General features: G+C 69.2%; 3 protein-coding genes. 1 reads left to right on the top strand and 2 read right to left on the bottom strand.

The window, feature by feature from the left end; translation table 11 throughout:
- Positions 1-12: 12 nt before the first annotated feature.
- The gene (locus ACIBK4_RS09680; protein ID WP_398993779.1) at positions 13-927 is read right to left on the bottom strand and encodes a hypothetical protein; all 915 of its coding nucleotides are present in this window, start codon (positions 925-927) and stop codon (positions 13-15) included.
- A complete protein-coding gene (locus tag ACIBK4_RS09675; protein WP_398993777.1) occupies positions 924-2,003 on the bottom strand; it encodes a polyprenyl synthetase family protein in 1,080 nt (359 codons plus the stop codon). The genes ACIBK4_RS09680 and ACIBK4_RS09675 overlap by 4 nt, the downstream gene beginning before the upstream one ends.
- A gap of 599 nt (positions 2,004-2,602) precedes the next feature.
- On the opposite strand from ACIBK4_RS09675, the gene ACIBK4_RS09670 reads away from it, so the two are divergent.
- Complete coding sequence (locus tag ACIBK4_RS09670; protein WP_398993775.1) at positions 2,603-13,213, top strand: type I polyketide synthase; 10,611 nt, start codon at positions 2,603-2,605, stop codon at positions 13,211-13,213.
- The last annotated feature ends 31 nt before the right edge of the window (positions 13,214-13,244 follow it).

Genomic DNA, 13,244 nt, shown 5'->3' with positions numbered 1-13,244 from the left:
TTCTCCGCTTCCCTACTGAATACGTGAGTTGACGTTGTTCACGGCCGCTTTGTACCGTTTGTTGCTCGTGGTCCAGACGAAGTTTCCGTGGATGAGGTCAAGGAAGACGTCCCGCGTGATCTCGTCGAAGGACTTGATGCACTCCATGTCCTCGACCATGTCGTCCAGACGGTGCTGGAAGAACTCCTCGAACGCGTCCTGGTTCGAGATGTCGCACAGCCGGAAACAGTTGGTGATCTGACCCAGGGTGATCTCGCGGTCGTACGAGTAGAAATCGTTGACAATCGCCAGACCCCGGGTCGTCATTCGTGCGGCCAATCCGGTTTTGGCGTGTTCCGTGAATTCCGGGTGGCGGTAGATCGGATACGACATCTTCATCCAGAAATCGACGCCCACATCCGTCACCCGGAATCGGAAGTACTGTTCCGGGGAGGTATTGCAGAGAACTTCCTTGATGGGAGAATCGCGGAACATGTGATCACTGGTGACAAAGGCGCGGGCACCTTCGTAGGCGAATCGTGCGTCTTCCTCGCTGTAATACTTCGCGCATATCTTGCGCAGCTCGGGGAGGAAGACGTCGAAGTCGTGCAGGGCGGGATCCATGTCGTCCCACACGAAGGTGACGCAATTCAGGATGCAGACCGCCTTGAATGCCTCCATGTCCCGGATGTGACGGGCGCACTGCGACCACCTGACGACATCCATGTAGGAGATCCAGCGTTCGTCGGACACCGATTTCCCGAAAGGCGCCACCGCCGTATTGCACGCGTCGATGACTTCCCGCAGCTCGGCGTCCGTCATCGGCACCATCTGCGGGAGGTACCCGATGTGCTCGTCGAACGCCTCGGCGAACCGCCTGGTGCTCTCCTCCCAGTGGCGCATCATGCCGGGGAGGGCGGTCTCGGGGGCGGAGATTTCAGTGGTCATGAGTTCCTCGCAGTGGCCATACGGGCGATTCGCTTCAGGGCGCCGACGGCGTCCGCGGTGAACGGCGCGTCGTCGAGCGCGCCCAGTGCCTGCTGTTGGCGGTCGTCGATCATGCGCTCGACGGTCTCCCGGGCGTGGACCGCCTCGAAGATCCCGCGGACGACACCCGCTCCCTCCTCGTCCAGCAGCGGATCACCGAGAAGCCGGCGCAGTGTCGCGTCCTGCTTCTTGTCCGCGGCGCGCAGGGCGAGCGCGGTCAGCGTGGTGTTCTTGCCGGCCCGCAGGTCGTCGAGCCGGGACTTGCCGGTGACCAGCGGGTCGCCGTACACGCCGAGCAGGTCGTCGCGCAGCTGGAAGGCCTCGCCCAGCGGGAGCGCGTACGCGGTGAAGGCGGCCATGGCCTCGGGGCCCGCACCCGCGATGGCGGCGCCGACGTGCAGCGGGCGCTCGATGGTGTACTTGGCCGTCTTGTAGCGGTAGACGTTCAGCGTGGCCTCGACGTCGTCGGTCAGGCCCCCGGTGGCATGCAGGTCGAGGTACTGGCCCAGCATCAGCTCGGTGCGCATCTGGGACACCAGCGGCAGGACCGCGGCGAGTTGGGTCGGCTCCAGCCCGGCCCAGTGCAGAAGCTCGTCGGACCAGGTCAGCGCCAGATCGCCGAGCAGGACCGCGGCACTCATGCCGAACCACTCCACCTCGTCCGGACTCCGGCACGAGGCGTGCTGGGCGGCGAGGGTGCGGTGCACCGTGGGGCGGCCGCGACGGGTGTCGCTCAGGTCCATGACGTCGTCGTGAATGAGCGCGAACGCGTGGAACATCTCAAGGCAGGCGGCCACCCGGAACACGGGTCCGGCGTTCTCGACACCACCGACGGCCTGCCAGCCGGTCACGCAGAGCAGTGGACGGATGCGTTTTCCGCCCGACAGGAAGTCCCGGACCAGTCCGGAGAGATAGGGCAGATGGGGCTGGGTCGCGGCACGGTCCTTCTCCGTCAGAAAGTCCGCGAGTGCGTCGTCCACCGACCGGCGAATTGCTTCCGGCTCCAGGACGTCCAGACTTGCTAAGGGCGCTGTCATAGGGCTGTTTTCCCCTCGTCCGGCGAAGTCTTGTCATGGCGTGTATTCGTGGGGATTGCCGCGCTGAAAGAGGTGAGCGAAGCATGCGTCCCAGAGGTTCCGCTTATTGACTGTCGTCTGGCGCTGACTCTTGGCAAAACCACGCGAAATGCGCGGTCATGGGCCCGGGGGAAGCCTCCGTCGGCCACTCGGATTTCCCCCGTTCGAACGGCCGACCTTGTGTGAAGCCCGGCCAGTCTAGGCACACGTTCGCCGGATTCGGAAGGGAGCCCTTCCGAGGTCGGGACGGTGAGAGGGCTCACACGGGACCGCCCATACCGACGGTCCATACCCAGGGTCGGTGACCCTTGAACATGCTTGCGCCTCGCCGGGCGCTGGGGTACGTTCGAACGAGTTGATCAACCTTTCTGGGCACCCGCTGTGAACTCCGTTGTGAGTCCGGATCGCTTTATGTTGGTCTTATGTGTGCAGCACACCACCGGTGTGTGCACATATCGAGTCGGTGCCGAGCGCGCCTGGCTTTCTTCACAGGTGAATCCGGCTTCTCTTCTTGCTGGGAGTCGGGCGGTGAGCACAAGGCGTCGGGGGAAGGTGCCTAATTGTCCGGAGTCGTTGATTCGTCGCGTGTCCATGTCCCGCACAGTCCGATCGCGGTGATCGGCATCGCCTGCCGCTTACCGGGGGCGAGCGGCCCGCGGGAGTTCTGGCGGGCGCTCGCCGACGGCACGGACGCGGTCACTCCGGTGCCGCCGGACCGTTGGACACGTCCCTCGGGCATCGAGCCCGACCCCACTCTCGACCGCGGCGCCTTTCTCGACCGGCCGGACCTGTTCGACGCCGGGTTCTTCGGGATCTCACCCCGTGAGGCCGCGGCCATGGATCCCCAGCAGCGACTGATGCTCGAACTCGGCTGGGAGGCACTGGAGGACGCGGGCCTTCCGCCCTCCCGCATCTCCGGACAGCGCACCGGAGTCTTCGTCGGCGCCATCAGCGACGACTACGCCACCCTCGTGCGGAGGCACGGCGGCCAGGCCGTCACCCACCACACACTCACCGGCCTCAACCGGGGCATGATCGCCAACCGGCTCTCCTATCTGCTGGGCGCCGACGGCCCCAGCCTGGTGATCGACTCGGGCCAGTCCTCCTCCCTCGTCGCCGTGCACACGGCCTGCCAGAGCCTGCGCGCCGGCGAGTGCGAGACCGCCGTCGCCGGTGGCGTCCATCTCAACCTCGCCTTCGACGGCACCCTGAGCGCGGCCCGCTTCGGCGGACTCTCCCCGGACGGCCGGTGCTTCACCTTCGACTCCCGCGCCAACGGCTTCGTCCGGGGCGAGGGCGGCGGCCTCGTCCTCCTCAAGCCACTGGACCGCGCCCTCGCCGACGGCGACCGCGTCCACGGCGTCCTGCGCGGCAGCGCGGTGAACAACGACGGCGGCGGCGACACCCTGACCACCCCGAACCGGGCCGCGCAGACGGACGTCGTACGCCGCGCCCGCGCCGCCGCGGGCATCGGCCCCACAGACGTGCAGTACGTCGAACTGCACGGCACCGGTACGCCCGTCGGCGACCCCGTCGAGGCGGCGGCCCTGGCAGAGGCGGCCGGCTCCGCACCGCCCGGACACCCGCCACTGCGGGTCGGCTCCGCCAAAACCAACGTCGGACACCTGGAGGGCGCGGCCGGCATCACCGGGCTGATCAAGGTCCTGCTCTCCCTGAAGGCCCGTCGGCTACCGCCCAGCCTGAACTTCCGCACCGCCAACCCGGCCATCCCGCTGGACACATGGAACCTGCGGGTACAGACCGAACTCTCCGACTGGCCGCGCCCCGACGCACCGTTGGTCGCGGGAGTGTCGGCCTTCGGGGTGGGCGGCACGAACGCGCATGTCATCGTGGCCGAGCCGCCGACGCGGGAGGACACCCCCGCCACCACGGCCCCTACACCCGGCGTACTGCCCTGGGTCGTCTCCGGCCGTTCCCCGGAGGGCCTCCGGGCACAGGCCGCGCGACTGCGTGACTTCGTCACCACCGGCGACGCCTCCCACACCGACATCGGCTGGTCCCTGGCCCGGCATCGGGCGGCGTTGGAGCATCGTGCGGTGGTGGTGGCGGGGGATCGGGATGGGTTCCTGGCCGGGTTGGACGCGATTGCCGTCGGTGAGCCTGCTGCCCATGTTGTGAGTGGCACGGCTGGGTCGGATTCCGGTGTGGTGTTCGTGTTCCCGGGTCAGGGTTCGCAGTGGGTCGGTATGGCCGCCGAACTCCTGGACAGTTCACCGGTGTTCGCGGAGTCGGTGGGGAAGTGTGCTCGGGCGCTCGCGCCGTACATCGACTGGGATCTGATCGATGTGTTGCGGGGTGGTGCGCTGGATCGGGTTGATGTGGTGCAGCCCGCTCTGTGGGCGGTGATGGTCTCGCTCGCTGAAGTGTGGCGTTCGTCCGGTGTTGAGCCTGCTGCTGTTGTTGGTCATTCGCAGGGGGAGATCGCGGCTGCGTGTGTGGCGGGTGTGCTCTCTCTGGATGATGGTGCGCGTTTGGTGGCGTTGCGCAGTCAGGTGATCGCTCGTGAACTCGCTGGTCAGGGTGGGATGTTGTCGGTTGCCGCGTCTGCCGGGCGGTTGGCTGAACTCCTCGTGGGCCGTGACGAGTTGTGGGTCGCGACGGTCAACGGACCCGAGTCGACAGTGGTCGCGGGCGCGCAAGCCGCCCTGGCCCAACTGGCAGCCGATGCGGAAGCCGTGGGCATCCGTACTCGCATGATCGCGGTGGACTACGCCTCTCACACCCCGCACGTCGAGCAGATCCGCGAACGGCTGTTGGAGGCAGCGGCTCCGATCGTGCCCCGCCCGAGTGACATCCCGATGTACTCGACGGTCACCGCCGGTCTCATCGAGGGCGAGGCCCTGGACGCGGAGTACTGGTACCGCAATCTCCGCGAGCAGGTCCGTTTCCACGACACGGTCCGGACCCTGATCGCCGAGGGCAACTCTCTTTTCCTTGAGGTCAGTGCGCACCCGGTCCTGACCACCGCGATCGAGGAGACCGGCGACGAGGTCACCGCGACCGGCACCCTCCGCCGCGACCACGGCGGCAGCCGACAGCTTCAGCTCGCGTTGGCTCAACTATGGGCGCACGGTGCCGACATCGACTGGTCCAGGGCCTTCGACGGCACCGGTGCACGGCGGACCGACCTGCCCACCTACGCCTTTCAGCGCCGCCCGCACTGGTTCGACACGAACGCGGTGACCGAGGACTCGGCGGAGGTCTTGACCGACGTCCTGCCGGCCCCCGTACGACCGACGACGGCCGCGCCCGGTCCAGTTGCTGACGTGGCGCGCCGGGTCCGCGCGCAGGCGGCCGCCGTACTCGGACACGAGGCGGCCGACGACATCGACCCCCGGCGGACGTTCAAGGACCTCGGGTTCGACTCGATCATGCTCGGTGACCTGCGCAACCGCATCAACACCGAACTGGGCACCAGACTGACCACCGCCACGCTGTTCGACCACCCCACACCGGCGGGGCTCGCGGAACACCTCATCGCCGAGACGGCTCCCGCCGAGCCCGCCGCGCGCACCGGGCCGGGGCCGGACGACGAACCCATCGCCGTCGTCGCGATGAGCTGCCGGCTTCCCGGCGGGGTCCACTCCCCGGAGGACCTGTGGCGGCTGCTCGTCGCCGGGGAGGACGCGATCACCGCGTTCCCCGAGGACCGCGGCTGGGATCTGGAGCGGCTGCGCGCCACCGACGCCCCCGGCGCCAGCGTCGCCCGGGGCGGCGGCTTCCTCGACCAAGTGGCGGAGTTCGACGCCCGGTTCTTCGGTCTGTCGCCGCGCGAGGTACTGGCGATGGACCCGCAGCAGCGGCTGCTCCTGGAGATCTCCTGGGAACTTCTGGAACGGGCCGGTATCCCGCCGGTCTCGCTGCGCGACAGCCCGACCGGGGTCTTCGTCGGCACCATGGACCAGGAGTACGGACCGCGGCTGCACGAAGCGCCGGAGATGCTCGACGGGTACCTCCTCACCGGGAAGACCACCAGCGTCGCCTCCGGCCGTATCGCCTACCTGCTCGGCCTCACGGGTCCGGCCATCACTCTGGATACGGCGTGTTCGTCGTCGTTGGTCGCGCTGCATCTGGCGGTGCAGTCGCTGCGCAGGGGGGAGTCCTCGCTCGCTCTCGCCGGAGGCGTGACGGTCCTCAACACCCCTGGAATCTTCACCGAGTTCAGCCGCCAGGGCGGGCTCTCCCGCGACGGTCGCTGCAAGGCCTTCGCCGCTGCGGCCGACGGCACGGGCATGGCCGAGGGTGCTGGCCTGCTGCTCCTTGAGCGGCTGTCCGACGCCCGGCGCAACGGGCATCAGGTGCTGGCGGTGATCCGGGGTTCCGCCGTCAACCAGGACGGCGCGTCCAACGGCCTCACCGCCCCCAGCGGTATCTCCCAACAGCGGCTGATCCGGCAGGCGTTGGCGGGTGCGGGGATCGCGGCCGACGAGGTGGACGTGGTGGAGGCGCACGGCACGGGAACGTCACTCGGGGATCCGATCGAGGCGCAGGCATTGCTGGCGACGTACGGTCAGGGTCGTCCTGCTGAACGGCCTTTGTTGTTGGGGTCGTTGAAGTCGAACATCGGTCATACGCAGGCGGCGGCGGGTGTGGCCGGTGTGATCAAGATGGTCATGGCGATGCGCCACGGCGTCGTACCGGCGACCCTGCATGTGGACGAGCCATCGCCACAGGTCGACTGGTCGGCGGGCGCGGCGGAGTTGGTGACCGAGCGGACCGCTTGGCCCGAGACGGATCGGGTGCGGCGGGCCGCGGTGTCGTCCTTCGGGATCAGCGGGACCAACGCGCACGTGATCGTGGAAGCGGTGTCTCCCGCGTCCTCGGATGACGCCTCCGTCGACGAGGCTGTTCCTGCCGGCGGTGTGGTGCCGTGGGTGGTGTCGGGGCGGTCGGCGGCGGGGCTGCGGGCCCAGGCAGCACGGCTGCGGGAGTTCGCTGCGGCGCGGGACGACGACTCGGCTGCTGTGGCGTGGTCGTTGGCGACGCGTCGAGATGCGTTGGAGCATCGTGCGGTGGTGGTGGCGGGGGATCGGGAGGGGTTCCTCGCCGGGTTGGACGCGATTGCCGTCGGTGAGCCCGCTGCCCATGTTGTGGGTGGTGCGGCTGGGTCGGATTCCGGTGTGGTGTTCGTGTTCCCGGGTCAGGGTTCGCAGTGGGTGGGTATGGCCGCCGAACTCCTCGACAGTTCACCGGTGTTCGCCGAGTCGGTGGGGAGGTGTGCCGACGCGCTTGCTCCGCACACGGACTGGGACTTGTTGGATGTGCTGCGGGGTGGTGCGCTCGACCGGGTCGATGTCGTGCAGCCCGCTCTGTGGGCGGTGATGGTTTCCCTCGCGGAGGTGTGGCGTTCGTCCGGCGTCGAGCCCACAGCTGTCATCGGTCATTCGCAGGGTGAGATCGCGGCCGCATGTGTGGCGGGTGCGTTGACCCTGGAGGACGGTGCGCGTCTGGTGGCGTTGCGCAGCCGTGTCATCGCTCGTGAACTCGCCGGTCAGGGCGGGATGTTGTCGGTTGCCGCGTCTGCCGGGCGGGTGGCTGAACTCCTCGTGGATCGCGGCGAGTTGTGGATCGCGACAGTCAACGGCCCCGAGTCGACAGTGGTCGCGGGCGCGGAAGCGGCCCTGGCCCAACTGGCCACCGATGCCGAAGCGGAAGGCATCCGTACTCGCATGATCGCGGTGGACTACGCCTCTCACACCCCGCACGTCGAGCAGATCCGCACTCAACTCATGGAGGCAGCGGGCCCGATCACCCCACGCCCGACTGAGATCCCGATGTACTCGACGGTCACCGCGGGCCCCATCGAGGGCGAGTCCATGAATGCGGAGTACTGGTACCGCAATCTCCGCGAGCAGGTCCGTTTCCACGACACGGTCCGGACCCTGATCGCCGAGGGCAACTCTCTTTTCCTTGAGGTCAGTGCGCACCCGGTCCTGACCACCGCGATCGAGGAGACCGGCGACGCAGTCACCGCGACCGGTACCCTCCGCCGCGACGAGGGTGGCCGGCAACGCTTCCTGACCGCCCTGGCCCAGCTCTGGGTCCACGGCGTCACGCCCGACTGGAGCTCGCTCCTCCCCGCCACCACCCCCGTAGACCTCCCCACCTATGCCTTCCAACGCGACCGCTACTGGCTGGCCCCCTCCACTTCCTCAGCCTCCTCGACCCCCTCCGGTTCCTCGACCGAGGTCCGCGTCGAGTTGCCGTCGGCCCCAGTGGCGGAGGTGCCCGAAGGGTTTCCGCGGCGGGTGGCGGAGGCGACGAGCGAGGCTCGGCGGAAGAGCGTCGTACTGGACGAGGTGTGCCGGCACGCGGCGGCGGTGCTGGGCTGGTCGTCGGCTCGTGAGGTGGACGTGCGGCGGGCTTTCCGGGAACTCGGGTTCGACTCGCTGACCGGCGTCGAGCTGCGCAACCGGCTGGTCGCGGCGACGGGCCTGACACTCGCGCCGGCCGTCGTGTTCGACCACCCGACCCCGCTGGCGCTGGCCGAGTATCTGCTGGACCGGACGCTGGGCCGGGGACATGCCGCCGAGCCCGTCTCCGCCGAGTCCGTCTCCGCGCAGGAGCCGATCGCGATCGTGGCCGTCGGCTGCCGCTTTCCGGGAGGTGTCCGGTCGCCGGAGGACCTCTGGGACCTGCTGCTGTCGGACGGGGAGGGCGCGGCGGTGAACTCCGGCTTCCCGGTGGACCGCGGCTGGGACCTCGACGCCCTCCACCACCCCGACACCACACGACCGGGCAGTTGCTATGTCCACCAGGGCGGATTCCTGCACGACGCGGGGGAGTTCGACGCCGGCTTCTTCGGGTTGTCGCCGCGTGAGGCGCTGGCGATGGACCCGCAGCAACGGCTACTGATGGAGACCTCCTGGGAGACTTTGGAACGCGCGGGCATCGATCCGTTCTCACTGCGGGGCAGCCGCACGGGCGTCTTCGTCGGCTTCGTCCCGCAGGCCTACGGCAGCGGCGTGACCGACACCCAGGGCACCGAGGGCTATCTCTTCACCGGGGCCGCGGGCAGCGTGGCGTCCGGCCGGATCGCCTACACCCTCGGGCTGACCGGTCCGGCCGTCACGGTGGACACGGCGTGTTCGTCGTCGCTGGTCGCGCTGCATCTGGCGGTGCAGTCGCTGCGCGGCGGCGAGTGCGGCATGGCGCTCGTCGGCGGGGTCAGTGTCATGACCACACCTGGGATCTTCACGGAGTTCAGCCATCAGCGCGGACTCTCCCCTGACGGCCTCTGCAAGCCCTTCGCCGCCGCGGCGGACGGCACCGCCTGGGCCGAGGGTGTCGGTGTCCTCCTGGTGGAGCGGCTGTCCGACGCCCGGCGCAACGGCCACCAGGTCCTCGCAGTAGTCCGGGGTTCCGCACTGAACCAGGACGGCGCCTCCAACGGCCTGACCGCGCCCAACGGCCCGTCCCAGGAGAACGTCATCCGGCAGGCCCTGGCGAACGCCGGCGTGGCGGCCTCCGAGGTGGACGTGGTGGAGGCACACGGTACGGGGACCTCGTTGGGGGATCCGATCGAGGCGGGGGCGCTCCTGGCGACCTACGGTCAGGGCCGTCCCGCTGAACGGCCTTTGTTGTTGGGGTCGTTGAAGTCGAACATCGGTCATACACAGGCCGTGTCCGGTATCGCCGGCGTGATCAAGACGGTCATGGCCCTACGGCACGGAGTCGTACCGGCGACCCTGCATGTGGACGAGCCGTCGCCGAAGGTCGACTGGTCGGCGGGCGCGGTGGAGTTGGTGACCGAGCAGACGCCGTGGCCGGTGACGGATCGGGTGCGGCGGGCGGCGGTGTCGTCGTTCGGGGTGAGCGGGACGAACGCGCACGTGATTGTGGAAGCGGCGGCTTCGGCGTCTTCTGCGGCTTCGGTCGAGGGTTCGTCCGGTGATGCGGTGTCGGGTGTGGTGCCGTGGGTGGTGTCGGGGCGGTCGGTGGCGGGATTGCGGGCGCAGGCGGTGAGGCTCAGGGAGTTCGCCGCGACTCGTGAGAGCAACTCGGCTGCTGTGGCGTGGTCGTTGGCGTCGCGTCGGGCGGCGTTGGAGCATCGTGCGGTGGTGGTGGCCGAGGGCCGGGAGGAGTTCTTGGCCGGGTTGGAGGCGATCGCCGTCGGTGAGCCTGCTGCCCATGTTGTGAGTGGCACGGCTGGGCGGGATTCCGGTGTGGTGTTCGTGTTCCCGGGTCAGGGTTCGCAGTGGGTGGGTATGGCTGCTGAACTCCTGGACAGTTCACGGGTGTTCGCGGAGTCGGTGGGGAAGTGTGCTCGGGCGCTCGCGTCGTACATCGACTGGGATCTGATCGATGTGTTGCGGGGTGGTGCGCTGGATCGGGTTGATGTGGTGCAGCCTGCTTTGTGGGCGGTGATGGTCTCGCTCGCTGAAGTGTGGCGTTCGTCCGGTGTTGAGCCTGCTGCTGTTGTTGGTCATTCGCAGGGGGAGATTGCGGCTGCGTGTGTGGCGGGTGCGCTCTCTCTGGATGATGGTGCGCGTTTGGTGGCGTTGCGCAGTCAGGTGATTGCTTGTGAACTTGCCGGTCAGGGTGGGATGTTGTCGGTTGCCGCGTCTGCCGGGCGGGTGGCTGAACTCCTGGTGGATCGGGGCGAGTTGTGGGTCGCGACGGTCAACGGCCCTGATTCCACGGTGGTCGCGGGCGGGCAAGCCGCGCTGGCTCAACTGGCAGCCGATGCGGAAGCGGTAGGCATCCGTACCCGCATGATCGCGGTGGACTACGCCTCCCACACCCCGCACGTCGAGCAGATCCGTACCCAACTCATGGAGGCAGCGGGCCCGATCACCCCACGCCCGACTGAGATCCCGATGTACTCGACGGTCACCGCGGGCCCCATCGAGGGCGAGTCCATGAATGCGGAGTACTGGTACCGCAATCTCCGCGAGCAGGTCCGTTTCCACGACACGGTCCGGACCCTGATCGACGAGGGCAACTCCCTTTTCCTGGAGGTCAGTGCGCACCCTGTCCTGACCACCGCGATCGAGGAGACCGGCGACGCAGTCACCGCCATCGGCACCCTCCGCCGCGACCAAGGCGGCAGTCGTCAGTTCCTGACCGCCCTGGCCCAGTTGTGGACGCACGGCGTCACCCCTGACTGGAGTTCGCTCCTCCCCGCCACCACGCCCGTCGACCTCCCCACCTACGCCTTCCAGCACGAGCACTACTGGCTGACACAGGGCAGGGGTACGACGACGTCCGACCCGCACGCCGACTTCTGGGCCGTCGTGGAACGCCAGGACCCGAAGGAACTGGCGCGGATCCTCGGACTGCCCGACACCCAGGGCGAGTTGGCCCGCGTACTGCCCGCGCTGTCGGCATGGCATCGACGGCGGAACACCGGGGCGACCCCGGGTTCCCGGCGCTACGGGGAGAGTTGGGTGCCCCTGGCCGACGACAGCACGTCCACCGCACTGTCCGGCACCTGGATCGTGGCCGTCGCGTCGGCCCAGGTGGACGGTGAGACGCATCGGGCGATGGTCGAAGCGCTGCGCGGGCGAGGAGCCGTGGCGGAGACGGTGGTGGCGCCCGATGAACCGGGGTGTTGGGGCGATCTCCTGGGCGCGTATCCGGCGGTGGCCGGTGTGGTCTCGCTGCTGGCCGCTGACGACAGCGGCGGAGTCGGCCGGACGCTGCCGCTGATCCAGGCGATGGCGAAGTCCGACGCGCCCCTGTGGTGCGTCACGCAGGGGGCGGTGTCCGTCGGCGCGCACGATCCGCTGCGGCGTCCGGAGCAGGCCCAGGTCTGGGGGCTGGGGCGGGTCGCGGCACAGGAACTCCCGGCTCAGTGGGGCGGGTTGATCGATCTGCCGGAGACACCGGACCGGCGGAGCATGGACCGGCTGTGTGCGGTACTGGCCGCGGACGACCACGAGGACCAGGTCGCGGTGCGCGGCACCGGGACGTTCGGGCGGCGGCTCGTGCGAGCGCGTCCGAGCGACCTGCCGGAGACCGACGGCTGGCGGCCGGGCGCCGGTACAGCCCTGATCACCGGCGGCACCGGAGCGCTCGGCGGCCATGTCGCCCGCAGGCTGGCCGAGCGGGGCGCCGAGCACCTGCTGCTCGTCAGCCGGCGGGGGGACACCGCGCCGGGCACGGCGGATCTGGTGGCCGAACTGGTCCGGACGGGGACCCGGGTGACGGTGGCCGCGTGCGATGTCGCGGACGGGGACGCGCTGCGCGAACTGCTGGCGTCGATCCCGGACGAGTACCCGTTGACCTCGGTGTTCCACACGGCCGCCGTGCTGGACGACGCGGCCGTCGAGGCACTGACCCCGGAACGGATGGACGCCGTGCTGCGGGTCAAGGCCGGGGCCGCGTGGCACCTGCACGAACTCACCCTCGGCCGGGAGCTGTCCGCGTTCGTCCTGTTCTCCTCCGTGGCCGGCAGCGTCGGTATGGCCGGGCAGGGCAACTACGCACCGGCGAACGCCTACTTGGACGCGCTCGCCCGCCACCGCCACGCCCGCGGGCTGCCCGCGACCTCCGTGGCCTGGGGACCTTGGGCGCGGGGCGGCATGGCCGACGACGACGCGGTGGCCGAGCTGCGCGAACGGCACGGTCTGCCGCTGCTGGAGCCGGAGTCGGCGGTCCTCGCCCTGGAAGCGGAACTCGCGCACGGTGAGGCCACCGCCGTCGTGGCCGACATCGACTGGGAACGGTTCGCCCACGCCTGCACCGCCGTACGACCGAGCCGTCTCCTCGACGGGATTCCCGAGGCCCGGCGGGCGCTCGCCAAGGACGCGGCCCCTGAGCGGAAGGTCGCCGACCGGCGGGCACTCCTCGACGCCGTACGCCATCAGGTGGCCGCCGTTCTCGGACACGGCTCCGCCGGTGCCGTGAGCACCAGGCGCCCGCTCAAGGAACTCGGCCTCGACTCGGTCACCGCCGTGGAACTGCGCAACCGGCTCACCGGCGTCACCGGGATCCGGCTGCCGGTCACCGTGATCTTCGATCACCCGTCGGTGACCGAACTCGTCGACCATCTCGCCGCGCGGCTCTTCGAGGAGGAGCCCTCCGAGGAGGAGCTCTTCGAGGAGGAGCCCCTCGCAGCGGAACCCGAGCCGGGCGCCGAGCGCCTGGAAGCCGCGACCGACGACGAGCTCTTCGCCTTCATCGAGAAGGAATTCGGGATCTCCTGAACGGCCCTCGTCACGAGTTCCCCAGCTCTCC

The sequence above is a fragment of the Streptomyces sp. NPDC050528 genome (assembly GCF_044457795.1).
Classification (GTDB): Bacteria; Actinomycetota; Actinomycetes; order Streptomycetales; family Streptomycetaceae; genus Streptomyces.
This window is presented reverse-complemented; position numbering and strand designations above follow the sequence as displayed.

What these genes read in the sequence shown, in the direction of transcription:
- ACIBK4_RS09675 (WP_398993777.1), bottom strand. Translation starts at nt 2,003, where the DNA reads ATGACAGCGCCCTTAGCAAGTCTGGACGTCCTGGAGCCGGAAGCAATT.
- ACIBK4_RS09680 (WP_398993779.1), bottom strand. Translation starts at nt 927, where the DNA reads ATGACCACTGAAATCTCCGCCCCCGAGACCGCCCTCCCCGGCATGATG.